The following is a 25,794-nucleotide window of genomic DNA, read 5'->3' on the forward strand; positions in this document are numbered from 1 at the left end:
TTCACTATTTTAAGTGGTGAGTAATGAGTAATGAGTAATGAGTGGTGTTAGCGGTAGCGCGGCCTTTAGCCGTTGACTCAGTTCTCAATGCCCAATACCCAATGCCACTTCTCTGGGAAACTTTAATACTACATACTAATGATGAAGCTAGTTTCGCTTTTGAATAGCGGCAATTTATAATATGTCCTTTGAAATTTTAATCATTCTCGTACTAATTATTGCTAATGGTGTGTTTTCGATGTCTGAGATGGCGATTGTCTCAGCGAGGAAGGTTAGGCTACAACAGCTTGCTAATCAAGGCGATGCTAAAGCAAGGGTGGCATTGAAGCTAGCAGAATCTCCAAATAATTTTCTGTCTACTGTTCAAGTCGGTATTTCCCTCATTGGTATCCTGACTGGTGCTTTTGGGGGAGCAACAATTGCCAACAGCCTAGCCATGTATGTAAAACGCATACCTTTTTTAGCAGCTTATAGTGAACCAATATCCTTTGGGATCGTAGTTTTGATTATTACGTATTTATCTTTGATCATCGGTGAACTAGTGCCGAAACGTTTGGCGTTAAACAACCCAGAACGTATTGCGGCCTTGGTTGCTATTCCGATGCGTGCCTTAGCCGCATTGGCTTCTCCGGTGGTATATTTGCTGAGTGCTTCTACAGAGATGGTGTTGCGAGTTTTGGGGATCGCCCCTTCTATAGAACCGTCAGTTACTGAAGAAGAAATTAAAATTCTCATTGAACAAGGTACAGAAGCGGGAACTTTTGAAGAAGCAGAACAAGATATGGTAGAGCGAGTTTTTCGTCTAGGCGATCGCTCTGTCATATCCTTTATGACACCGCGCCCTGATATTGTCTGGTTAGATTTAGACGGTTCACAAGAAGAGAATCGGCAAAAGTTAAGCGAAAATACTTATTCTCGTTACCCAGTTTGTCAAGGAGGACTGGACAATGTATTGGGTATTATCCCAGTCACCGACTTGCTTTCCAGGAGTTTTCGTGGAGAACACATAGACTTAACGGTAGGATTACGTCAACCTGTATTTGTCCCAGAAAGCACCCGTGGTTTAAAAGTTTTGGAGTTATTCAAGCAAACTGCAACTCACATGGCTTTGATTGTCGATGAATACGGCGTGATTCAAGGGTTATTAACTCTCAATGACATTATGAGCGAAATCGTTGGGGATGTTCCAGCTAGCCCCGGAGAGTATGAACCCCAAGCGGTGCAAAGAGAAGATGGTTCTTGGCTAGTAGACGGGATGATAGCTGTAGAAGAATTCTTTGAACTTTTTGATATGAAGGAATTAGAATTTGAGGAACGAGGTAGCTACCAAACCCTAGGAGGTTTTGTGATTACCCATTTAGGCCGCATCCCCACCGCCGCCGATCATTTTGAATGGGAGGGGATGCGAATCGAAGTGATGGATATGGACGGTAATCGCGTGGATAAGGTATTGGTAGTCCCACGAGGAAATTATGGCAATGAACGTTAACTGTTGACGGTGAAAATTACTCTTGTTTTTGCGATCGCTTTCACAAATAAAATCTTTTTTGATATGCCAGCTAAAGACTTTTACCATAACACCGTAAAAAATGCCCTAATTAAAGAAAAATGGAGAATTACTCATGATCCATTGACGCTGAAATTAGGCAAGAAAGATTTTTATATAGATTTAGGTGCAACTCGGTTGTTGGCGGCGCAAAAGCTAGATCACAAAATTGCAGTAGAGATTAAAAGCTTTACAGGTCGCTCAGATATTGATGATCTAGAGAAAGCTTTGGGACAATATGTATTGTATCAAGATGTATTAGCAGAGTTAGAGCCAGAAAGGGAGTTATATTTAGCTGTTGCTACTAGCGTGGTGGAAGATTTGTTTGAAGAACCCATAGGTAAGCTATTACTCAAAAATCGGCGATTAAAATTAATTGCATTTGATCCTAAGCAGGAGGAGATCAAGGAATGGATAGTTCCCAATTAGATTATTATCGTCAAGTGATTGAAAGGGTATTGAGTGAATATGCAGCCCTGCCATATTCCTATGCTCCTATTCAATCTGAAGTTATATTTGATCGTACCCGTGATCGCTATTTATGGATGGATGTAGGTTGGGATGGCGATCGCCGTGTACATGGCTGTTTGGCTCATGTTGACCTAATAGATAGTAAAATTTGGATTCAAAGAGATGGCACAGAAGAGGGGATTGCCGCAGATTTAGAACGGGCTGGAATCCCTAAAGAGCATATTGTACTAGGCTTTCGTCCGCCTGAGTTGCGTCCCTATACAGGTTATGCTGTCGCTTAATTGATTCAGGAATTTCATCTAAGGGATTTCCAGAACATAAATTATCCCACCTACTCATGTGATAATATTTTTCCTCTGCCCCCTACCCCCTTGCTTACCCTAGTGATGGGATATTTTTTTAGTGAGAAATCCCTAACTCTTCGATAGCCGTTTCACTTCTTCACCCGCTAGCATTTGATGGGCTTTCGCCAAAAATTGGGGAATTTTATCCGCATGGGGGCTGTGGATGAGACATGGGTGCAAGTCTAGTTCATCTAATTTATCGGCTTTTTTACCAGGAAACCAGTGACTACCGTTACCCAGCAGGTTGTAACGCATTTTGGCATAGTCTACTAAATCGTAGGCAGTTGCCAGATTCCACAACCATAAAATCACCCGCATATTAACCTCTCCTGGGGTTTCTTGCCATTGTGGTAAGTTAGTTTCCCAAGTTTTTACCCAATCTTCTCCTAAAGTAGCGATCGCTTCCTCTTCTAACCTAGCCAAAATTGGCGGTAAAATTTCTGAGGCTCTGTCTAATAATTCTAATGTTTTCAGGTGTTCGTCAAAATCTTGGGGTTTAGCTGCACCAATACTTAATGTATGCACCTGTGGGTGACTCAGACAAAACAAATCATTAAACACCATCGGACTCAAAGGCGCACACAAATCTACTAATTTCTGTGGCGGATCATATAACAGTCCTCCTTTATTAGAAGGGCTAATAATAAATACACCCATATCATGATCCGTTGCAGCTGCGATCGCCTGCCAATTCCATTGATTAATGTAATACCAATGCAAATTTACATAATCAAATTCATTAGTATTAATTACATCAATAATTGAATCTGTTGCGCCATGAGTAGAAAAACCCACAAACCGCACTTTACCCTCTGCTTGTAGCTGTCGCGCCACATCTAAACAGCCACCAGGACGGATACTATAATCCAATGTTTCACTGTTATTAATACCATGTAACCCTAGCAAATCTACATAGTCTAACTGAAGATAGCGCAGTGATTGTTCAAAAGTCTTACGAAATTGCTTTGCATCTGGCACAGGAGAGACTTTTGTCTGTACAATCAACTGTTCGCGGGGAAACTTAGGCAATACTTTCCCCAATTGCATTTCTGAGCTACCATATCCACGGGCAGTTTCAATATGATTAATTCCCAACTCAACTGCATAACGAATAGTGGCTTCCAAATTAGCCTGATTATCCACAGGAATATCTGATTGGGAAACATCTTGCCATTTATATTGGTATCTCATCCCGCCGCAGGAAAATACCGGCATTTGCAGTTCTGTGCGTCCGAATCGTCTATATAGCATCAGTTGATTTTAGAATTCTTGCCAATCTCAAATCTACGAAAAAAATTAGGGATACGCCAAAACATACCCCCAAACTCAAAACAAATTTCGTTCAAAGATAGTAAATTAGGGGAGTAGAGGAGAAAAACTATTAGCTTTTTAACTCAACACCGGCTCAGGGACTTCCAGATAAAAAAATATCCAAACTGTAGGGTGCGTCAGTATGAATAAATTCTGAGTATAGTTAGGTTCTATAGCACTGACGCACCCTACCCAACCATCAATTGCGGATAATTTATATTTTGGTGTTCCCTAAACGCCGCGCTACCGCTAACAACACTCCCTAAGAAGCATTTTGTAACTCAGCCGTGCGTACAGCTAACTGTTGTACCTGATTACCGCGTTGTACTTTCACCTGTAAAACTTGACCCAGGCGACTATTTTCGACAACATTCTGCAACTGTTCTGCTTTAGTGATAGCTTGTCCATCAACTTGCATAATCACATCACCGCGCCGAATACCAGCTTTAGCAGCCGGGGAATTGGGTATAACTCGCATCACCAAAACACCGTTAACTTCTGGGATAGTAAAAGCAGAGTTAGGATCAGTGTTATTTTGTTTAGCTAATTCGGGTGTTAAAGTTACCATCTGCACACCTAAATAGGGGTGAGCAACTTTACCATCCCGTTGCAGTTGATCTGCGATCGCTTTAGCTTTATCAATAGGAATAGCAAAGCCAATACCCATCGCATCAGCACGAATCGCTGTATTAATCCCAATTACTTCGCCTCTGTCATTCAACAAGGGACCACCAGAGTTACCGGGGTTAATAGCCGCGTCAGTTTGGATGAAATCTAACCGCTTGTCAGAAATACCAACTTGTGCGCTAGAACGCTTAAGGGTGCTGACAATACCCAAGGTGACGGTATTATCAAAACCTAAAGGATTCCCAACTGCGATCGCCCAGTCTCCTACCTGTACATTAGTAGAAGAACCCAAAGGCGCAACAGGTAAACTGTTCCCAGCGTTGATTTTCACCACAGCCAAATCTGTGACTTCATCAATACCTTGAACTTTGCCATCAAAGGTGCGACCATCTTTTAGTCTGACAGTCACGCGATCGGCTTTATCCACCACATGGGCATTAGTTAAAATTAAGCCACTCTTATCAATAATGAAACCAGAACCTAGACCCCGCAATTGTTCAGACGGTAATTGTCCTTGAAAATTATCACCAAAAAATCTGCGGAACACAGGATCATCAAAAAATGGATCGACACGACGGGTAATTGTGCGTTCTGTATCCAGCCTAACTACGGCTGATCCCACACGATTCACTGCGGCTGTCACAAAACTACTGTTACCTACAGTATTTACAGATGGTGGTTGTCTTTGAGCAATTAATTCTGGCACATCCATAGTTGTACTAGAACTGGGTGCAGGTTCAGCTTGGGAAGGTAAGACACGCAAAGAACTGAATGTTAGCGCAACTCCTAGAATTATGGCTAATACATGAGTACCGAGTTGGCGTATAGACCGGGGTAATTTAGTAAATCGCATATTCACAACCTAATCTAGTAGCCTAATTGTTACTTGATGGTGACAACTCTATCTAAAGTTATTTTGGCAGATAGTGAAGATAATCCTTGAATATTGACGCTGGCTCTCATCTGCAAGTTTCGCTATGTCAGCCTATCGTTATTAAGGAGGCTATGACACGAGCCACCTGTAACTTAAGTTAATAGAATCTTTAACCTAATAGCTATTATGGCAATTTACCCTTAGCAAGTTCGGGTTTTACCAATTTATTGGGGACTGGGGACAAATCAAGTCAAAAATCAAAAGTCAAAATTAATTAAATAACTCCTGGGGACTGGGGACTGGGGAACGGCGAAATATATCACAAATACTTCTCCCTTGTCTCCCTTGTCTCTCTTGTCCCCACTATTAAGCTAGGATTTTAATATTACCAGTGCTTTGATTAACCATGAACGGCTCAAACCGATTAACTCAAGAATCTTCACCTGTATCTCAGTCTACCGAACACATACACAGTCACGATGTAGAAAATGAACACGTAGCTCATGCTGATGCACAAGGAGAGTCAGTTCATCCTCACATCCATAGCGAAGAATCTTTACGGCGAATTGTGAATCGGTTATCTCGGATCGAAGGACATATTCGAGGCATTAAGACAATGGTGCAACAGAATAGCCCTTGCCCTGATGTTTTATTACAAATTGCAGCTGTTAGAGGTGCATTAGATAAAGTAGCAAGAATCGTACTGGATGAACATTTAACTGAGTGCATCGCTAGAGCTGCAAAAGAAGGTGACATAGACTTAGAAATCAAACAACTTAAAGCTGCTTTAGATAGATTTTTACCTTAAAATCTCAGATATAGTTAAACAAATATGTCTGTTATATCTGTATTTTTCCTTTTAAAAGTATAAGTAACTTGCAATAGTCCAGAATCAAAGCTTTTTACATCTTGCAAAATCAGCATAGTTTCGAGACTAGAGTCATTCACAATTAATTGCCTACCACTTCCCAAAATAATTGGGTGTATTGAAAGAATTAATTCATCAATAAAACCCTTTAGCAAGAAAAAATAGATTATTTGTGTTCCGCCAACTAACCAAATATTCCCACCACTTGATTGACGTAATGTATTAATAAAGCCTTCCCAATCACTACTGACGAATTTTGCCTGATTATCTGTTTCACCTTGTTCTGTTCTAGAAAATATAAAAACTTCCTTCTCTTGATAAGGGTAATCTCCAAAACTTAAAACCTGTTGATATGTCTTGTGACCCATAATTAATGTGTCAACTTGGGTAAAGAACTCTGTGTAACCATAATCTTGATCTGTAAATAGCCAATCTACCTCTCCTGATCCCCTAGCAATGTATCCATCAAGGCTAGAAGCAATGAACAAGCTGATTTTTCTCATAGTTCCCTTAAACTTTGTATGAATAAATTCAGTCCTAATACTTCTTAAGTATTAACTAATTTATGATTTCAGAAAATTATCATTTTAACTATTCTTTAACTACTAACACAGACAAACATTTAATCCTTTTCTTGCATGGATTCATGGGTAATATTCATGAATTTGATGCCACTATAAAACTACTAGCAGATAATTTTTCCTATTTAATACTTGACCTACCCGGACATGGAAATACTCAAGTCTCAGGAGTAGATAACTATTATACAATGCCAAAAACGGCAGAAGCTATTATTCGCTTACTAGATAAATTAAATATTCCTAAATGCTTCTTAGTTGGCTATTCAATGGGTGGTAGATTGGCTTTATATTTAACTCTAAATTTTCCTGAGCGTTTTTATAAAGTTATATTAGAGTCAACTTCCCCAGGATTAGCAACAGAAGCGGAACAAATAGAAAGAATTCAACGTGATGCTCAAATAGCTAGAAAGTTAGCTAGAAGTGTATCTAAAATTGATTTTGCAGCTTTTTTGTTTAGTTGGTACAATCAACCAATTTTTGGTTCTATGAAAAATCATCTATCATTTAATAGAATGTTAGAAAGCCGACTGCAAAATAATCCTCAAGAATTAACTAAATCGTTGCAATTTATGGGAACTGGTAGCCAACCATCATTATGGAATAAGTTGCAAAACAATCAAATTCCTTTACTTTTAATGGTGGGTGAAAATGATGCTAAATTTATAGATATTAATAAAGAAATGGCTCAAATTTGTCGAGCATCTCAGCTAAAAATCATCAATAATTCTGCACATAATATTCACTTTGAAAATACTTCAGAGTTTGTATATCATCTCAAAGTTTATTTTGAGTCAACTACCTTACCTGCAAAGAGATGATATGTTTCGCTTTGCTCAACATGACAGCTTAAGCATTTATGCAAGAGGTCTACTCATCACTCATCACTCACAACTCATTCCATTCTCGGACGAGGACGGCGAGATTTTTGTTTTCTCGGTTGTCGCTTTTCACGTAAGCGATCGCTAACTTCATCAAAAAACTCTCTTCTGATGTAAGGATAATCACCCACCCAGATGTTACGACTGGGAACAAAAACATCACTATAGTCTTCAATGCTGCTCAAATCTGGACGATTTGACATGACAATCATTTCGGCTATCTGTCCACGAGTAATTTCTTTATGAAAAGGACGCAGTGGTGCTTCTAACTCGACGCTAAATCCCGTGTCATCGCCAACTTCGATGTTAATGCGTTTTTCCCGGTTTTCGACAATGACTAATTCGCCTTTGCTGTTAACGGTTTCTTGTTTACCAATGAGTTTTTCTGTAATCCACCAATCGAGAATCCGACCCCGAAAAAAGCCGCTATATTTGTAACGGCGGTATTTTATATTACGGATACTAGCCTGAAATGCTGGATACCACATCCAGAACAGCGCACCCATTACTCCCAGGAAAAATATAAAGAAAAAATCGAGCTTAAACACTCCTCGGACAAGCAAAATTACAACTAGAACAACGACAGAAATTAATAGTCGCTGTAAAAAATTGGCAAACTTCCCCCAATAATACTTGTACTGTGGGCCAGTGGCAATTAGGGGGATGAGTTGTTCAAATTTCTGGCGAGTCAGTGGGACAAGCATAATAGTGCTGAGTAATGAGTTAGGAGTTAGGAGTAATGAGTTAGGAGTTGGGAGTGGTGAGTTAGGAGTTGGGAGTTGGGAGTTGGGAGTTGGGAGTTGGGAGTTAGGGTTAGAGGATTTTTTCTAATCCATATACTAATGACTTTAACTGTAAAACTTTGCGAATTGCTAGTAATACTCCTGGCATATAGCAGGCGCGATCGCTGGTATCATGGCGTAAGGTATAAATTTGCCCAGGTGCGCCAAAAATTACTTCTTGATGGGCTATCAGTCCAGGCAAGCGCACACTATGTATTCTAATCCCTTCACTGGCTAAACTACCTCTAGCCCCTGGAATTTTTTCCGTTTCTTCCACAACCGCAGGGTTAAATGTTTTACCTAGTTCTGCGAGTAATTGAGCAGTTTGAATGGCTGTACCACTGGGCGCATCGGCTTTTTGGTTGTGATGCAGTTCGATAATTTCTACATGGTCAAAATATCGGGAAGCAGTGACGGCGGCTTGTTGTAGCAGTACCATTCCAATGGAAAAGTTGGGAATCACTAAACAACCTGTACTAGCTTTCTCGGCAAAATCCGCCAAACTTTGCAGTTGTTCTGGACTTAACCCTGTAGTACCAACCACAGGACGAATCCCATAGGCGATCGCACTCCGCACATTATCGTAAACTGAATCAGGATGGGTAAAGTCTACTATCACCCCAGGAGGCCCTTGTCTTTCCCCAGCCACATAACCCAACATAGGTTCTAATTGGTTAGTGATAGGTATTTCTAAAGGTTCTGCTAAACCTGCTAATTCTCCCGCATCTTTACCTTGATGTTCAGCACTGTGGTCAATTGCACCCATAAGGTTTAAGTCTGGTGATTCTGCTATCGCCTTCACCACCTCACGACCCATTTTGCCAGCCGCACCATTCACAATCACCGGGATAGGAGCTTGATTCGTCATAATTACAACTATAGTTTTTTAAGTCAACCAGGGATTTATTGTAGAGATTTTAGTGTGCTTGTTGCTAGTGTTTTATTAAGAAAGGCTGGGGAGAGGTGATAGATGATAAGAAAGCAGGGGGAGCAGGGGAAGGAAAATACAATGCCCAATGCCTAGCTAGCCTGGTCACTGCACCTAGTCATTCGCGGAGCGTCCCGCAGGGAACGGAGAGAACGCAGAGAAGTGCAATGACTAATGCTTTTCAAAAACCATGAAAATGATTATCATTGAGCAATGAAGGTACTAAATATAACTGTTGTTGGTGGACTGGCTGGCAGTGGCAAAACAACGTGGATTTGCCAACAGATGCAGAATCTCACAGCTAGTGAGAATATAATTTATTTTAGTCCTGGTACGGGAAATGTTCCCATTGACCAGACGCGCCTAGCTGCGGAATTTCCCCATGTGCAAGTTTTTCAGGATGGGCAAGAAGTTGAGTTTCTGCACCAATTAACAACAGTCGAGACTGTCTATATAGAATTGGGGTTTTATCTGGAATTAAGCAGTATCCATAAAATATTAGATGGTTTATCTTACCAAGCCTTGGCTATCCTGCCGCCAAAACTTCAGGATTCTGAGTATCATGCTTGGGCAGACAAAATTATTAAAGGTGCAGATATTGACCCTAATATTACCGCCAATCAACTTTGGCGTGTTCCCAGTAGTGGCCAAGTGATTGATGAAGACAGTTTACGAGAGTTTTGGTACGAAGTAACTCATGGTGCTTATGGTTTTGTTAGTCGCGCCAAGGGGATTTTTGATGTCGCTGATGGACGGGTGCTATATGCAGATTTTGTTGCAGGTGTACCCACAATCGATTTTCTGGAACTAGACTTACCACGTCACTTGGAAGGTAGACCGCAAAGATTTAGTGGTATGGAGGTATTAGGAGAGAACTTAGACGAGTCTACCATGAGGCAAACCTTAGAAGATTGCTATTTATCAGAAACTGCGATCGCACAATACCAACAACAGGTAAGACAAATTTTAATTGAGGAGACTATAGAGTGAAAATAGCAGTCATGTCTTGCATTCATGGTAACTATGAAGCCTTAGATGCAGTCTTGTTAGATATTGACCAACAAAAAGCCGAAAAGATTTTTTGTCTAGGTGACTTAGTAGGATACGGGCCATATCCTAATGCAGTAATTACACAAATTCGTTCTCTAGATATTCCTACTTGTGCTGGTTGTTGGGATGAAGATATTGTAGAAGGCTTAAACTCCTGTGACTGTAGTTACCCTTCGTTATTAGCTGAAAAACGCGGCAAAATAGCCCACGAATGGACACATAAAGAACTATATCCCGAAAATCAGAAATTTCTTGCCAAATTACCCCACGGCTTAGGTCAAGATAATTTGGTTTTCGTTCATGGTAGTCCCCAAAGTAACCATGAATATTTGTTACCAGAACTTGATGCTTTTGCCGCCTTAGAAAGAGTAATTTCCGCAGACGCAGATGTATTGTTTTGTGGTCATACTCATGTACCCTATGTACGTACTTTAGACGCAGGTAGTCTGCAAGTTCGCGTTCAAGGTGCGGGAGTAGAAGAAAAGGAAATTAACTTTTCTACTCCTATCAAGCGAATTGTCAATGTAGGTTCAGTCGGAGAACCCCGACATGGGCGACCCAATGCCACATATGTGATTTATGACACAGATACTCAAGTAGTAAGTTTACGAGAAGTACCTTACGACTATCAAAAAACCTGTGCAGCCATCATCGAAAAAGGTTTACCAGCAATTTTTGCATGGCGTTTAGCCCAAGGTTTGGAATATGCAGAAAGGGCTGACGACCCCACCCATGTTTGTACTAGATGATGGGGACAAATCAAGTCAAAATTCAAAATGACGCTCGCAGACTCGCTAACGCTGCGCTAACAAAATTCAAAATTAAATTACTGGGGACTGGAAGGACTTTGTTCCCAATACCTCACTCAGCACTCATTACTCATTACTCATTACTCAGCACTCAACTCAGCACTCAGCACTTTTTAAAAGTAAATTAAGAGCGAAAATTTAGATGAATAAGTGGGCAATTTTAAGCGGAATTGAAGGTAATTTAGCGGCATATGAAGCTGTATTAGCAGATATTAATCGCCAAATTAATCAAGTAGAGGCTTTATATATTTTGGGTGATTTAGTAGGGCCAACACCAGAAGCAGAGAAATTAGTAGAACGAGTCCGTAACCCACAGATTGGTGAGTTAGAACCACTCATTTGTAAAGGTTGGTGGGAAGAACAATGTTTTATTTTGCACGGTCTGGGGGCTACTGGAGAAGCAGATGATTTAATGGCAAAATATGGTGGTGAAACAGTTAAGTTACTCTGGGAATCTGTTTCTCGCCAAACAGTACAATGGCTAAGAAATCTAGATTTTGGTTTTTTTGAACTAGATTCTTTGTTAATTCATGGGACAACTGTATCTATAGATGAAGAATTAATACCAGACACGCCACCATTTCAAATGCTTGACCGCCTCTCACGAATGCAAGCCAATAACTTATTTTGTGGACGTTCTGGTTTGGCTTTTCAATATCAGTTACAAGCAGGTTCAGTTACTACAGGTATCACTACTCTTGATAGTGAAGTTTCTCCCCAAAAGGTAGAAATTTTGCCGCGCCAAGTCGTCGGGGTAGGAAATGTAGGACGAACACCAGGGGAAGCTAAATATACTCTCTATACTCCCACTAGCAATCATATAGAATTTAGAACTGTTCGTTATGGTGTGAGTAAAGGATTTCAGGTAAATTCAACTAACAGAGTGGCTTTTTGAATAAACTCTCTTAGGTGTTTAATTACTCGAAGAAATCATAATGTAGGGTCTTGCAGTTGCTAGATGGCGTGCAGCAATGCCAGGATTTTGATGATGTACATCGTGATTGATTGTTGCTTGAACCACAGTTGCTCCAAAAATTCTCTCTCCCCATGTTTCAAGAGTGCTGGGAATTTTTATCTCAAATGTTCCATATTGTCCTTTCTGGTGATGCACAAGACGGAAAAATACTATATCCCCTAACCCATAAACAATTCGGATAAATAACCAAAACCAAAAGAATTTTTCTCCCCCTACGAAGATTAATATACCTAAAATCAATAGTTTGATGAGTAAATCTAGTCCTAGTTGAAGATTAAATTCATTTACTTGTAGTGAGCGAATAAAACTTTGTTCTGGCGCACTCAAGGCATTAAAAATAACAACAAGAAATTCACCCCGAATATGGTAAGCATCTGGGTCAGATTCTGTTGCAGGGCTACGATGATGAGCCAGATGAATCTCTCGCATTTGTGGGTAACTTAGTGTGACAATAGAAAGTGGAATCGGACTAATACCCAAACATTTGATTATCTTGTTTATCTGTTTTTCATCTTTAACATGAAGAAGTTCATGTATACTAATAACCCAACGAGGCAGTGTAACAGCAACAATCACAAATAAAACCCAACTGGAAATAAGTTCAGTTATAAATAACCCATAAGCCGCTATTAGGATGAGAGCCGCGATAGTGCAATCACGGATATATTGACTGGCATCATCATCAGTAACTATATACTCATTTGGACATTTATTGGTATTTTTGAGCATTGCTTTTGTAAAATTCAGTTATGTTTTTGGATTTTACACTAAGCTTTTGATAAATTCAAAATTCCAACAAATAGTTAAGCTAAATTTAAGAGATAAGTTTGTTCAATAGTTTGATATTAATGATTTACTTCCCTCTACAAAATTCTGGAAACCCTTGATTTATCTTTGAGAGGTAGGGGAGAGTGTGAAAGGTTACAGGTTGAAAATATTCACAAACCCTTTGTAACTTTCACCTCTCACAGAGTCATCGCTGAGATAAATCCATTAAATTAGAAAGTTTGTAAACAATTCGCGCCCCGACATTACCATCCCACTCAGCATCACCAACTTCGCACACATCAAAACCAATAATTTTTCTCCCACTCTTCACCAATTCTCGGAACAGACAAAAACTTTGCTCTAATTCCAACCCTCCAGGAACAGGAGTACCCGTATTTGGACAAAGTTTGGGATCTAAACCGTCTACATCAAAGCTAATGTGAACATATTCTGGTAAGTGGCTAATAATTTCTTGGCATAAATTTATCCAGGTTGTTCCCGAATATAACTTCTGTTGAATAGCAGGGTCATAATATGCCACAATTCGACTATTTGATTGGTCAATGATTTGCACTTCATCATGACAAATATCGCGCAAACCTACCTGCACTAATTTAGAAATTTGTGGTATCTTCATAGCATTAAACATGATGGAAGCGTGGGAAAATTCAAATCCCTCATAGGCATCACGTAAATCTGCATGTGCGTCAATATGTAGAATACCAAAGTTAGGATATTTAGCTGCTATGGCTTGGAAGTAACCTAGTGGTGAACTGTGATCCCCACCAATCACAGCAACTCGCTTACCCTTATTTATTGCTTTCTGAGACTGTGTAAATAGCCATTGATTAACCTGTTGAGAAGCCTGATTAATTTCTGTTAAAACAGGTGTTAAATCTGGGGTGTCTGTTAATGCTTTACCTTGCGCTAATCGTTCAATAATTTGTGCAGCTAAGTCACGATAGTAATCATTTTTTTCTAAAATATCTTGGGGAATTTCTACTAGAAAAATTCCCTGTTTCCAGCCATCGGGGTTGTCGAAGTCAAATAAATCCAGTTGAATGGAAGCATCAAGAATACGCTGTGGCCCGTTAGCTGTACCTGCACCATAGGAAACAGTCACTTCCCAAGGTACGGCAAAAACAATTAAGTTGGCAGAGTCATAATCACAAGGTAAACCCAAGAGATTACCGTTAATTTCGCCTACGCCGCTAGGATTATAGTCTTGAAGTTGATTACTCATAGTATTAGGTGACAGGTTATAGGTTACAGGTTACAGCCTATCTCCTGTACCCTATCATCTGTCACCTGTCCCCTGTCCCCTCTAGTAAGTATCATTCTTAACAAGTCCCTCAAGTTTTCTAGTTATAAATACTTTGACGGTGAAGAGGGGAAATCAAAGATTTTAGCCTGATTTACCTGATTTGATGCTGGATGGAGAATAACTATGATTCGTTTGCTTGTTGGTATCTTAGTATTTGTCATTAATACAATTTATCGCGATCGCCCTTATCCTCGCTTTTATGTTTTAGAAACCGTAGCACGAGTACCTTATTTTTCTTATCTTTCGGTGCTACACCTTTACGAAACTCTAGGTTTATGGCGTAAGGCTGACTGGCTGAAGGTTCACTTTGCGGAGTCTTGGAATGAATTGCATCACCTGCTGATTATGGAACATTTGGGAGGTGCTAGTTTTTGGGGCGATCGCTTGTTAGCTAAAACAACTGCTTTAATTTATTACTGGATTATTACGGCGTTGTATCTTGTCTCTCCCCGTGCTGCATACAATTTCATGGAATTAGTGGAAAAGCACGCCTACAATAGCTATAACAAGTTTCTCACCTCTCAAGAGACTGAATTAAAAGCTCTACCTGCACCGGAGATAGCTAGACTCTACTATCGTGATGGCGACTTATATATGTTTGATGAATTTCAAACCGCGCAGACTCCCGCCGAACGTCGTCCACAAATTAATAATCTCTATGATGTGTTTGTAGCCATCCGAGATGATGAGATGGAACACGTCAAGACAATGATTGCTTGTCAATTACCTAATGCTGCACTTTCTTCCATCAGTCCTCATAGTCTCAAACCTCAGACAGTAGAATAATGGTGAGGCGAACTGTTCGGTAATTTGTCCCTAAAATAAAATACAGCCAAAACACAGAGACATGATGATTTGTTTCTGTGTTTTGTCGTTTTTGGTGTTGAGCGATTTTCTGTCCCCTTATACCCGAAAATAAGGGTATGTGAAGCGATCGCTAATAATTTAATCTCAATTTTTCTGTTTTTCAATAAAAGTTTTTGATATTACATTCAATTTAAGTATTATTGACGTTGTTAATTATGTCCTTATTCCGTTCAAAGTCAACAAATCATGGCTGTTATTGGCAAAAGTCCATCAGGCACTAATTAAGGCTAATTGCGTCAACTATACTGACTGTGCTAAGTATGCTTCGGTTGATCTGATGCGGAAATTCGATGCGCCGTACTGAAAAATAACTACCAATCAACTAATCCTTTAGTAACCATCAAAGTATTTAAACTGTATGGCTAGTAAACTCCTTCACCACACTAAACTATGGTGCGTCTGGGTAGCTGACGCATCATTGCAATTGATCAAATCTATTTCCTTTAGCCAATGTTGGCGGCGCAACAGCCTGCTGAGGAGGATTTTCCCTATCCTTGTTTTAATATCATTTGTCACCGTATTGTTGGCAAGTAATTTCACCCCTGTCATAGCCCAACTCCCACGGCAAGAAATTCGTGGGGTGTGGATGACCAACAATGATTTTGACATCCTCAAGGATAGGAGCAAAGTCCAAGAGGCTATGAATCGACTACGGGAGATGAACTTTAATACTGTCTACCCTGTGGTGTGGAATTCTGGCTATGTGATGTATCCTAGTGCTGTCGCCCAACGAGCCGAGATTCAACCTTTTGTGTTTCGAGGCTCAGATGGACACGATATCTTAGCAGACGTAATTAACCAAGCCCATCGTCGGGGTTTGTTGGCAACTGCTTGGTTTGAATTTGGATTCATGGCCCCCCCTACATCAGAACTCGCCTTGAACCATCCAGAGTGGTTGACAAAAAAACGCGATGGTGGCGAAACTTCGATGAGTGCAGCTGGAGAAGTTGTCTGGCTCAATCCTTTTCACCCCGAAGTGCAGAAGTTTATTAGTGATCTCGTCTTAGAAGTCGTCACGAACTACGATGTTGATGGCATTCAGTTTGACGATCACATGAGTTTGCCTCATGAATTTGGCTATGATCGATACACGGTTTCTCTCTACACCCAAGAAACTAAAAACCCTCCCCCAGCCAATCCTCAAGACCAAGCATGGATAAAGTGGCGAGCTGATAAAATTACGGCATTTATGACCCAGTTACACCAAGGTGTCAAAGCCAGAAAACCCAAGGCCATTTTTTCTGTTGCGCCCAATTATTACGATTTTGCTTATAAGTTTCAACTGCAAGATTGGCTAACGTGGTTGCGGCAAAATCTTGTGGATGAGTTAATTGTGCAAATTTACCGTCCCAACCTGCAAAATTTTATCACCAATATATCCCGTCCCGAAATTCAAGAAGCACAACAAACGATTCCCACTGCGATCGGGATTATGACAGGTTTACGCAATAACCCTGTTTCCATACAACAAATTCAGTCTCAGGTACGAGTTACCCAACAACGCGGATTAGGGGTAGCGTTATTCTACTACGGTAGTATGTGGAACTATTCCTCAGAATCCTTTAATGAACGCCAGGCTGGATTCCAAGCTTTATTCCCATATCCGGCTCTGCGTGCTAGGGTCGAATAAAGGTTTTGGGTTTCCGGTCAAGTATTTAAGCCGGGGAGCAGAGGAATTTTGGATTTTGGATTTTAAATTTGGAATTTTAAATTAAATTTCAATCCAAAATTAAATTGCCTCATGATGGTCTATTTTTGTTTGAACTTGATATGGTCTCAAGCTTTGATCATCTTTTTCATCGATGAAACTTGCTTTTGAACTGGTTTTGATCTGTAAATTGGCAGTAACCAACGTCCCATGTTACTCATCAAGATATATCGGAACGATCTATTGGAGCAAATGACGGGAGAATCAATTGTCGTAGGAGGAGCGCAGTAAACTCGTATACCCAACTTCAAGTAATCTTGTTCATGCCAATAAGAACGAGACTTTTTATCTAAGGTATTGTTGCGAATATTATAGCGGTGCAGGTGTCGTAGAAGAATGGTTAAGCAAGGGTTGGTAACCAATAGCCCTGCCTCGACTGCTCGTTGAGCGATGATTGCGTCACAACCAAGAATACCTAAGTGATACTCAGATGGAAATGGGCGGATGGGTGTACGAAAAATCCAACAGTCATGAGAACCTTCAGCTGCTTGGTGGTGTAGTACCCATTTGCCACCTTTTTGCTCGTTGTAGCGTGAGATTGTCCAAAATTGACTGCTATCTATCTCATTAGCGCGTTCTAAATTACTGTCCTGATCAAAGTAGATATCACCATTACAAATCACTGCTACCTGATTATCCCCGCACTGATTAGCTAGTGTAAACAAGTCAGAAAAGAATGGTCTTTTATCAGTGGTAATTATCTCTAGTTTCTCGTGCTGAATATCTTTGAGCAAGCCATAATCACCATCACTTTTCGTTTCTAGTAGCACCTTGACTGCATCAACTGCTGGATGGGCTAGGTTGGCGTTAAGACAGGCTATAAACTCAGTAGCTCGTCGTGGATCACATGAGGTATGAAGAGTTGTAATCAGAATTGCCATAATTGTAGATTTAGAAGATTGAGCAGAAACTCTAAATACTAAACTAGTTATTTAGATACATTTATTTTCGAGTATATTCACTTATCTAATATAAAGCACAATCTACGATGTGATAAAAGTAGCTTTACTAAAAAAACACATTACATTTAATATTAGAGACGCGAAATTTCGCGTCTCGACAAAGTAGGCACAAGTAATTTTTAGAAATGTCTATTAAATACCTCAAGAGATCAGCTATGCTGGGCAGAATGCCATCGCCTCAATACCTGCGACAATCTCTACTATCCCTAGCCCCTAGTCCCTAGCCTCTGTTCTAATAAAGCACAGGCTTGCTCCAAGGATTCCCAGACTTGGTAAGCTAAACATCTGATTTCTGGGGATGGTTGTTCTATGTCGGGAATCATAATTGGGTACATCCCAGCACTGAAAGCTGCTTCTATGCCTACACATGAGTCTTCAAACACCACACACTGTACAGGAACAACATTAATTCTGCGGCTGGCTTCTAAATATATATCTGGTGCGGGTTTACCTTCAGCAACATCTTCACTGGTGACAATAGTTGTAAAGTATTGCAGAATACCTGCATTGGTTAAACGGCGGATAGTTCTATTCCTTGCTGTACCTGTTGCTAAAGCGATGACTATACCTAAATTATTTAACTGACGCAGTAAATCTAATACGCCTGGTTTTAATGGTAAACCTTCTTGTAGCTCCCGGCGATCGCCTATTTCAATCCGTTGTGCTGTCACCGAATCAAAGGGAAAACTGCTTCCATATCTTTGTTTGAGAATTTTTTCTCGCCAAGATAAATCGCGCCCGACAAACTCGTGATAAAAATCATCCTTCATCAGATAGCCATGACTCTCTAAGGCTTGTTTCCAAGCCCAGCGAGCAATGCTTTCTGTATCAAACAACAACCCATCCATGTCAAAAATTGCAGCTCGGATATCTGGTAGCACACTCAATCCTCTGTTTACACCTTGACAACACCTAATTATGTAATTATGCCTTTGATGGGCAACAATAACTGTTGCAATCTATTAATCAAGAAATTTTGACTTAATTATGCACATCTATCCTAGATCATTTATGAAAAACAAGAAACCGATTTTATCAAATAAAACCGGTTTCTCAAACTTTGAATTTTCACTAATCAAATTTGATTAGCCAACGGAATCTAGATTAATCTTGACAACTTTGTTCTTTTCTTCTTCTGCTTTAGGCAGCATTAAATTCAAGATACCATCTTTGTATTCTGCCTTGACATTAGTATTTTGAATCCGGGTAGGTAAAGGAATTACACGTTGGAATTTACCATAGTGAAATTCACTCTTGATTTTGCCTTTGTCTTCAGCCTTAGTTTGAGATTTACGTTCACCACTAATATAGACAGCTTTATCGGTGACTTGCAAATCTATATCTTTTGCTTCCATGCCTGGAAGCTCCAGTTTTAAGTGTACTGCATCTTCTGTTTCTTGTAATTCAGCCGCAGGAACTTTTGCTACGGTTCTATCCAAAATTGTCGTATTTAACATCTCATCTTCAAAAATATGATTAAGTTGACGTTGAATAGTGTTCAGTTCTTGTAAAGGATTCCAATGAATGAGTGCCATATCTTTAACTCCTCTGAGAATGATGTATGGAAATCAGTTCAAAATTTATTTGATTTGTTCTCATCTTATGCAAAAAATAATTGGGTGTAAATTCGGTTTTTATCACCTGGTAAATAATAATTACCGAACCCTACCAGAAGGTACGGTAAACCAGGTTTGATTTGTTCGGTAAGCTTTAAAGCAATTGATTAATAAATAAATAAATAAATAAATAGATTGATATATTATCTTAGTGCTATCAATAGAGTTTAAGGTTTGTATTTAGCCTATCTAACCATCACTTCAGATAATAAGAGTTTCAAGGTAATATAAAAGACTTGAGTTATTAAGCGAGTCGCCTCAAACATCATCAAAACTATTGATGATAATTGCATTACATAAATTTGTTGTCGCTTAAGTAGCAGAATTATTCAAGAAATTATTCATAAAATACTAGCAAATTAAAAAATCTTCTTGTTAAGATTTCAGCACAAATATGTTAATTAATTGGGTTTACTTACTAGCAGCAATATTGTTTGAAGTCTTAGGCACAACCTGCATGAAATTGTCAGAGGGATTTAAGAATATAATTCCTTCTATCTTGATATTTGTATTTTATGGCTTTGGGTTTACTTTCTCTACACTTTCTCTCGAAAAAATTGACGTTGGCGTGGCTTATGCTATTTGGTCAGGGTTAGGAACAATGTTAATTGCTAGTATTGGTATTATCTGGTTTCAAGAATCCATGTCATTGGTAAAATTTTTATCTATTGGTTTAATTGTCATTGGTGTAATTGGCATCAATGCGAGTAAATAACTAGGATATTGAAGCAGAATTATATAAGTCACAAAAATACCTCATTCATGTGCAGATGAATGAGGTAGGCATCAGAGGAAATCAACAAGGGTTTACAAGTTTAACTTGCATGAATATAGCTAGCATCAAAACAGCAGAATGAATTAAGTTCAACTGCTTTTTTGTCACAACTGTGATCAGATGCGCTAGATTCAGAGATGCAATTCGCTTGAATGTAAACAGTCTAGCAGAGTTAATTTTGTCTTTGTGGCCACTTTGACCAATTTTTTGTATATAAAAATTACAAAATTCTCTCATCTAGATGTCATGGAATGAGCGAATAGAGAAAAAGTTACACATTTTTTTTAATAAAGAAACAAAACTATCTACAGTTAGATTTGCAAACATGGGTTAATCTAAGAAATGTATTAAATTACTTATTGTTTCAGAAATTATCACTAATGAAACTGTAATAAAATAACAGGATAGACTCGGCTTTGGATTCTGACTACACAATTAGACAACACAATATGTCAGTATAGGAAGAAACTATTCTGTTATCTTCTTCAAAGAGAATATAGGTGTGTAGGGGAAGATAGCTAATGGTTAATGACTAATCACCAATTTTAAATTTGAATTAAAAATGTCTCCACTCGGTATTACTACAAGTCATCTAACTCATACTTTAGAAATAGGAGAAGCGAAACTTTGGTTGTTGCTAGTGGGAGTTAACCAATACCAGGATGAGAGACTTCCCTCATTGCGTTACTCATCTGTTGATTGTCAAGGGTTAGCCGCAGCTTTAGCTGATGCTACTCAGGCTTTCCCTCACAAACAGGAATGCGTTCACCATGATTTTGTCTCCCAACAGCCACTGTTATCGAAAGTACGTGAGAGTTTAGAACAAATTACAAATACAGCCCAACCACAAGACACAATTTTATTTTATTTTTCTGGTCACGGAATGCTAGAACCAAATTCCCAGCAGGCGATTTTGTGTCTAGCAGATACTCAAACGGATGACTTACTTAATACAGGTTTAGAATTGCAAGAACTTTTGCAATTGTTAGGTAATAGCCAAGCACAGACTCAATTAGTCTGGCTGGATGCTTGTCATAGTGGTAGTCTAACTTTTAGAGGCGCAAGAAACGACAGCACACAACAGGCTTTACCAAACCCGACACCCCAGATAGTAGAATTACTACGCCAAAGGGCAAAACAGAGTAAAGGATTTTACGCCTTACTTTCTTGTGATACCAACCAACAATCTTGGGAATTTCCAGAATTGGGACACGGGGTATTTACTTATTATTTAATGCGGGGTTTACGAGGTGAGGCTGCTGATAGTCAAGGGTTAATTGATGCAGATGGACTTTACCGTTATGTTTATCACCAAACAAAGCAATATATCGAGCAAACTAACCAACAATTACGGCTAATTAATCAACAAAATCGTACTAGAGGAGACACCAAAGTTTATTCTGAATATCCATTGCAAACGCCCAAGCGCATTGTTGAAGGGGTGGGTGAGGTAATTTTAGGGGTAAAACCTGCATTAATTGAATCATCTTACACCCGACAAGCATTAATTGTAGAAGGATTAGCAACTAATCAGACTACTTTGGGGTTGAGTAAACTGTTGCAGGCTGTCGGTGGTTTTGAGATAGAGTATTGGCCACGAACTAATACTAGTAAAGATTTACACACTATAATTCAAAGTTGTTTACAAACTATAGAATCAGCAGCCCAAAGTCAACAGCAAAATTTCACCACAGTATTGTTATATTTGCGGGGACGCTTAGAAGCAACTGAGGCGGGAGAACCTATCTTAGTGCTGGGAGAAAATACCCGCCTGAGTCGTTCTTGGTTAAGACAACAACTACGACGTTCTCCCTATGCTCAACAAATCATCATTTTAGATTGCCTTCTAGGAATACACAGTGATTTACTCCTAAAAGATTGGGTAGAAGATTTACAACTGGGCTTTGAACAAGGACAATGTATTATTGCGGCGGCTTCATCTCCAGATAACCCGGAACAATTTGCCCAAGCCCTAAACTCTACCTTGGAAGCAGCCCAAGAGCAATCCAGTTTATCAGCTGCTACTTGGATTAGCCAATTACAACAAATCTGGACAGAAACTTCTCTACCTTTGCAGATTTGGCTATCTGGTACTCAAGGAGTAATTGAAATTATTCCCACCCGTACAGGTAATAGGAGTAATCAGCTACTAAATACAATCGATTTAGGTATCTGTCCTTACCAGGGATTACAAGCTTTTGGGGAAGAAGATGCTCAGTATTTCTACGGTAGAGAAATCCAGACACAACAAATAATTGCTGAGTTAGAGAGAAAATCATTTATTGCTGTGGTGGGGGCTTCTGGTAGTGGGAAATCATCTTTAGTGCAGGCGGGTGTAATGTCTCAACTGCGCCGAGGTAAACAATTACTGGGTAGTCAAGGCTGGTGGATAAGAAGCTTTCGCCCCGGGACAAATCCCCTAGAAGCTTTATCCCGCCGCATGGTAGATAGTGGTACTGAGCGAGAAAAAGCCTATCAGCAAAAACAGCTAGAGGGGCTGTTGTATCAAGGGGTAGAAGGATTGGTGCATTGGGTAAATCAGCGTCCTGAACCAATGGTAGTTTTGGTAGTAGACCAGTTTGAAGAATTATTCACTCTTGCTGCTAGTGAAGATAGACAAAGATTTCTAGAAATTGTCTTGGGAACACTGGCAAGAGTATCAGAAAGATTTAAATTAATTATTACCTTACGGGCAGATTTTATTGCTCCCTGCTTGGAAGTAGGGAAATTAGCCCAGCTATTACAACAGTCGAGTATTTTATTACCGCCTTGCTTAACTAAAGAAGAGTATCGCCGGATTATTATTCACCCAGCCGAACAAGTTGGGTTAACAATAGAACCAGAGTTAGTAGAGGTATTATTACAGGAGTTGAATTACTCTCCTGGTTATTTACCATTACTGGAATTTGTTCTAGAACAGTTGTGGGAATACCGGGAAAATGGTGTCATTAGCTTACAGGCATATCAGCAACATTTGGGTGGAATTAAAGGTGCTTTAGAAAAGAAAGCCCAGGCAGTTTACGAAAGTTTAGATCCAGAAGCCCAAGAATGTGCTAGATGGATTTTTTTAGCGTTAACACAATTAGGTGAAGGTACAGAAGACACTAGGCGACGGGTAGGGAAATCAGAGTTAATTGTGAACAAATATCCCGTTGCTTTGGTAGAGAGAACATTGCAGATATTAACGACTGCTAAGTTGGTGGTGGTGAATGGGACTGGGGACTGGGGGCAGGGGGCAGAGGGCAGGGGGCAAGGGGGGGGTTTTGCCTTTACTCCTTACTCCTCACTGCCGACTCCTTCAGTCACCATCGAGGTAGCCCATGAAATCATTATTCGCCACTGGTCAACATTACGCTGGTGGTTAGAGGAAAATCGTAGTAGATTGCGATCGCATCGACAAATCGAACAAGCTGCTACTCTATGGAAGCAACATGACTGCCAAGCCGATTTTCTTTTGCAAGGTGTGCGATTAGCAGAAGCGGAAGAAATTTATCTCAATTACACTGATGAGTTATCTTTGGATGTTCAAAATTTCATTGCGGCTGGTTTACAAGCCAGAAGAAAACAGCAACAAAAGGAACAAAATAGACTCAGGCAAGCACAAAGGGCTGTAGCTATTATCAGCACCCTCGGATTAACTGCTTTTGCTTTAGCTGTTTTTGCTTACCAACAAACCCAAAAGGCTCAATTACAAGAAATTCAGGCTTTAAACTCTCTCTCGGAAAACTATTTACTTTCCCACCGGCACTTAGAAGCCCTATTAACAAGTGTGCAGGCGGGGAAAGAAGTCCAAAAAATTAACCTCGGACTTCCCCAAAATGTCCGTAATAAAACAGCAACTATTCTCCAACAAGCAGTCTACACTACCCAAGAACGCAACCGCTTCATACATAATTCTTGGGTGACAAGCGTCAATTTCTCGCCGGATGGGGAAATTTTAGCCTCTGGTAGTGCTGACAACACTATCCATCTTTGGCGTAATGATGGCAAGTTACTCGATACTTTGACAGGTCACAGTGATGGGGTCAATAGTGTAGTTTTTTCCCCTGATGGGGAAATTTTGGCTTCTGCTAGTGCTGACAATATGATTAAACTCTGGAATCGTAGCGGTAAATTATTGACTACTCTCGCCGGACATAATCAAGCTGTCAATAGTGTCAGTTTTTCACCAGATAGTAAAATCATTGTCTCTGGTAGTGCTGACAATACAATGAAACTCTGGACTCGTGAGGGTAAATTACTGCTAACCTTTACTGGACATAACGGGGGTGTAAATTCTGTTGCTTTCTCCCCAGAAGGTGATATTATCGCCTCTGCCAGCGATGACGGCACAATCAAATTGTGGAGTTTAGATGGTCGTCAGCTAACAACTATACCCGCCCATACCAGAGAAATACGTAGTGTAAGTTTTAGTCCAGATGGTAAAACCATCGCTTCTGCCAGTGCTGACAATACAGTGAAACTCTGGACTCGTGACGGGACTTTACTCAGAACCTTGGAAAAACATAATGAAGGGGTCTGGCGGGTGATATTTTCTCCCGATGGACAAATGATTGCAACTGCTAGTGCCGATAAAACTATCACCATCTGGTCGCGTGATGGTAGCGTACTAGGAACTTTTTTAGGACATAGCCATGAAGTGAACAGTATCAGTTTTACCCCAAATAGTAAGATTTTGGCTTCAGCGAGTGATGACAATACGGTGAGACTGTGGAATGTAGACAGAAAGCTACCCAAAACTTTTTATGGGCATAAAGGCAGTGTAAATAAGGTTAGCTTTACTAATAATGGTGATACTGTTACCTCACTGGGTGCAGATAGCACCATGAAGTTGTGGAATTTAGAAGGACAGTTGATCAAAACCTTCACTTCTCCTATTCCTGATGTTAATAGTGTCAGCTTCAGTAGCGATCGCAATATAGTTGCCTTAGCTAGCACTAGTCAAGGTATCCAAATTCGCAGCCAGGATGGGACTTTACTCCGCACCTTCCAAAATCATCACCATTGGGTAACGAGTATGAGTTTTAGTCCTGATAATCAAATTCTTGCGTCTGGTAGCGCAGATAAAACCATCAAACTTTGGAGTTTAGATGGTCGCCTACTCAATACTCTTTCAGGACATAACGGTTGGGTGACGGATGTCAAATTTACTCCAGATGGTAAAAACATTCTCTCTGCTAGTGCAGATAAAACTATCAAAATCTGGAATTTGGAGGGTAAACTGCTGAAGACCCTGAAAGGTCATAGTGCAAGTATTTGGAGTGTGAATATTTCTCCTGACAGCAAAACCATTGCTTCCGCTAGTCAAGATAAAACGGTGAAACTTTGGAATATAGACGGTCAGTTATTAAAAACCTTACAAGGGCATAATGATTTAGTTTTTAATGTCAATTTTTCCCCCGATGGTAAAACTCTGGCTTCTGCTAGCGATGACGGCACAATTAAACTCTGGAATGTTGCCAATGGGACTTCGTTAACCACGTTCCAAGGACATCAAGGCGGCGTAAGGAATGTCAGTTTTAGTCCCAATGGTAAGCTACTAGTTTCCGGTGGACAGGATGCTACTGTCAAACTGTGGAACTTAGAAGGCATAGAACTACAAACCTTGGTGGTTGATCAACTACTAAATCAAGCTTGCGATCGCCTAACTGATTATCTCACCACTAACCCCAATATCACGACAGAAGATCATCAACTGTGTTTTGGGAACTAGTACCGCAAGGCGGAAG

The 25,794-nt window shown here is 40.0% G+C and carries 22 protein-coding genes; 12 read left to right on the forward strand and 10 right to left on the reverse strand.

Going from position 1 to position 25,794, the window contains the following annotated elements; translation table 11 throughout:
- The first annotated feature begins 181 nt into the window (after positions 1-181).
- Genes ACM0OR_RS00870 through ACM0OR_RS00880 form a run of 3 tightly spaced genes read left to right on the forward strand, consistent with a single transcriptional unit; the run spans position 182 to position 2,298 of the window.
- Complete coding sequence (locus ACM0OR_RS00870) at positions 182-1,489, forward strand: hemolysin family protein (protein ID WP_414574635.1); 1,308 nt, start codon at positions 182-184, stop codon at positions 1,487-1,489.
- A gap of 9 nt (positions 1,490-1,498) precedes the next feature.
- Positions 1,499-1,975 carry a XisH family protein gene (locus ACM0OR_RS00875; protein ID WP_323266548.1) on the forward strand — a complete coding sequence of 159 codons (477 nt, stop codon included), beginning with the start codon at positions 1,499-1,501 and terminating at the stop codon, positions 1,973-1,975.
- Positions 1,957-2,298 (forward strand): XisI protein, encoded by a 342-nt coding sequence (locus tag ACM0OR_RS00880; RefSeq protein ID WP_323266549.1) that lies wholly within the window; start codon positions 1,957-1,959, stop codon positions 2,296-2,298. Before ACM0OR_RS00875 ends, ACM0OR_RS00880 begins: the two co-directional genes overlap by 19 nt.
- Positions 2,299-2,430: 132 nt before the next feature.
- Here the strand turns inward: ACM0OR_RS00880 and ACM0OR_RS00885 are convergent, their stop codons facing one another.
- Together ACM0OR_RS00885 and ACM0OR_RS00890 are read right to left on the reverse strand one after the other, a co-directional pair.
- Positions 2,431-3,612, reverse strand: a complete 1,182-nt coding sequence (locus ACM0OR_RS00885) for an aldo/keto reductase (RefSeq protein ID WP_414574636.1) — start codon at positions 3,610-3,612, stop codon at positions 2,431-2,433.
- A gap of 322 nt (positions 3,613-3,934) precedes the next feature.
- A complete protein-coding gene (locus ACM0OR_RS00890; protein WP_414574637.1) occupies positions 3,935-5,152 on the reverse strand; it encodes an HhoA/HhoB/HtrA family serine endopeptidase in 1,218 nt (405 codons plus the stop codon).
- 427 nt (positions 5,153-5,579) lie between these two features.
- Between ACM0OR_RS00890 and ACM0OR_RS00895 the strand changes: the two genes are divergently transcribed.
- Complete coding sequence (locus tag ACM0OR_RS00895) at positions 5,580-5,981, forward strand: metal-sensing transcriptional repressor (RefSeq protein ID WP_414574638.1); 402 nt, start codon at positions 5,580-5,582, stop codon at positions 5,979-5,981.
- Between the two features lie 14 nt (positions 5,982-5,995).
- On the opposite strand, the gene ACM0OR_RS00900 is transcribed toward ACM0OR_RS00895, so the two are convergent.
- Positions 5,996-6,544, reverse strand: coding sequence for a dihydrofolate reductase family protein (locus ACM0OR_RS00900; RefSeq protein ID WP_414574639.1), 549 nt, complete (start codon positions 6,542-6,544; stop codon positions 5,996-5,998).
- A 62-nt stretch (positions 6,545-6,606) separates the two neighbouring features.
- Between ACM0OR_RS00900 and menH the strand changes: the two genes are divergently transcribed.
- Positions 6,607-7,440, forward strand: a complete 834-nt coding sequence (gene menH, locus ACM0OR_RS00905) for a 2-succinyl-6-hydroxy-2,4-cyclohexadiene-1-carboxylate synthase (RefSeq protein WP_414574640.1) — start codon at positions 6,607-6,609, stop codon at positions 7,438-7,440.
- Positions 7,441-7,514: 74 nt separating this feature from the next.
- Here the strand turns inward: menH and ACM0OR_RS00910 are convergent, their stop codons facing one another.
- The gene (locus tag ACM0OR_RS00910) at positions 7,515-8,204 is read right to left on the reverse strand and encodes a phosphate ABC transporter permease (RefSeq protein WP_414574641.1); all 690 of its coding nucleotides are present in this window, start codon (positions 8,202-8,204) and stop codon (positions 7,515-7,517) included.
- 109 nt (positions 8,205-8,313) lie between these two features.
- Positions 8,314-9,150: a 4-hydroxy-tetrahydrodipicolinate reductase gene (dapB, locus tag ACM0OR_RS00915; RefSeq protein ID WP_414574642.1), complete on the reverse strand. Its 837-nt coding sequence runs from the start codon at positions 9,148-9,150 to the stop codon at positions 8,314-8,316.
- Positions 9,151-9,423: 273 nt separating this feature from the next.
- Here dapB and ACM0OR_RS00920 point away from each other — a divergent pair, with 273 nt between their 5' ends.
- The 3 genes from ACM0OR_RS00920 (at position 9,424) to ACM0OR_RS00930 (ending at position 11,964) form a co-directional block, all read left to right on the forward strand.
- A complete protein-coding gene (locus tag ACM0OR_RS00920) occupies positions 9,424-10,200 on the forward strand; it encodes a GTP-binding protein (RefSeq protein ID WP_414574643.1) in 777 nt (258 codons plus the stop codon).
- Positions 10,197-11,009 carry a metallophosphoesterase family protein gene (locus tag ACM0OR_RS00925; protein WP_414574644.1) on the forward strand — a complete coding sequence of 271 codons (813 nt, stop codon included), beginning with the start codon at positions 10,197-10,199 and terminating at the stop codon, positions 11,007-11,009. Before ACM0OR_RS00920 ends, ACM0OR_RS00925 begins: the two co-directional genes overlap by 4 nt.
- 202 nt (positions 11,010-11,211) lie before the next feature.
- Entirely contained in the window at positions 11,212-11,964 is a 753-nt protein-coding gene (locus ACM0OR_RS00930) for a metallophosphoesterase family protein (RefSeq protein WP_414574645.1), read from the forward strand.
- A gap of 18 nt (positions 11,965-11,982) precedes the next feature.
- On the opposite strand, the gene ACM0OR_RS00935 is transcribed toward ACM0OR_RS00930, so the two are convergent.
- Together ACM0OR_RS00935 and speB are read right to left on the reverse strand one after the other, a co-directional pair.
- Positions 11,983-12,774 carry a fatty acid desaturase gene (locus ACM0OR_RS00935; protein WP_414574646.1) on the reverse strand — a complete coding sequence of 264 codons (792 nt, stop codon included), beginning with the start codon at positions 12,772-12,774 and terminating at the stop codon, positions 11,983-11,985.
- A gap of 244 nt (positions 12,775-13,018) precedes the next feature.
- Positions 13,019-14,056: an agmatinase SpeB gene (gene speB, locus ACM0OR_RS00940; protein WP_323266560.1), complete on the reverse strand. Its 1,038-nt coding sequence runs from the start codon at positions 14,054-14,056 to the stop codon at positions 13,019-13,021.
- Positions 14,057-14,260: 204 nt separating this feature from the next.
- Between speB and ACM0OR_RS00945 the strand changes: the two genes are divergently transcribed.
- The gene (locus tag ACM0OR_RS00945; RefSeq protein WP_414574647.1) at positions 14,261-14,923 is read left to right on the forward strand and encodes an alternative oxidase; all 663 of its coding nucleotides are present in this window, start codon (positions 14,261-14,263) and stop codon (positions 14,921-14,923) included.
- A 439-nt stretch (positions 14,924-15,362) separates the two neighbouring features.
- Positions 15,363-16,634, forward strand: coding sequence for a glycoside hydrolase family 10 protein (locus ACM0OR_RS00950; RefSeq protein WP_414574648.1), 1,272 nt, complete (start codon positions 15,363-15,365; stop codon positions 16,632-16,634).
- A 146-nt stretch (positions 16,635-16,780) separates the two neighbouring features.
- Here ACM0OR_RS00950 and ACM0OR_RS00955 read toward each other — a convergent pair whose 3' ends face one another.
- The 3 genes from ACM0OR_RS00955 to ACM0OR_RS00965 form a co-directional block, all read right to left on the reverse strand.
- Entirely contained in the window at positions 16,781-17,593 is an 813-nt protein-coding gene (locus tag ACM0OR_RS00955) for a hypothetical protein (protein WP_414574649.1), read from the reverse strand.
- Between the two features lie 287 nt (positions 17,594-17,880).
- On the reverse strand, positions 17,881-18,555 hold the full coding sequence (locus ACM0OR_RS00960) for an HAD family hydrolase (protein ID WP_414574650.1): 675 nt from the start codon (positions 18,553-18,555) through the stop codon (positions 17,881-17,883).
- Positions 18,556-18,759: 204 nt separating this feature from the next.
- Positions 18,760-19,209, reverse strand: a complete 450-nt coding sequence (locus tag ACM0OR_RS00965) for an Hsp20/alpha crystallin family protein (RefSeq protein WP_414574651.1) — start codon at positions 19,207-19,209, stop codon at positions 18,760-18,762.
- A 475-nt stretch (positions 19,210-19,684) separates the two neighbouring features.
- Here ACM0OR_RS00965 and ACM0OR_RS00970 point away from each other — a divergent pair, with 475 nt between their 5' ends.
- Both ACM0OR_RS00970 and ACM0OR_RS00975 read left to right on the forward strand, forming a co-directional pair.
- On the forward strand, positions 19,685-20,005 hold the full coding sequence (locus tag ACM0OR_RS00970; RefSeq protein WP_190699033.1) for a DMT family transporter: 321 nt from the start codon (positions 19,685-19,687) through the stop codon (positions 20,003-20,005).
- Positions 20,006-20,627: 622 nt separating this feature from the next.
- Positions 20,628-25,778: an eIF2A-related protein gene (locus ACM0OR_RS00975; RefSeq protein WP_414574652.1), complete on the forward strand. Its 5,151-nt coding sequence runs from the start codon at positions 20,628-20,630 to the stop codon at positions 25,776-25,778.
- Positions 25,779-25,794: the final 16 nt, after the last annotated feature.

The sequence above is a fragment of the Anabaena sp. CCY 9402-a genome (assembly GCF_963920945.1).
Classification (GTDB): Bacteria; Cyanobacteriota; Cyanobacteriia; order Cyanobacteriales; family Nostocaceae; genus Trichormus; species Trichormus minutissimus.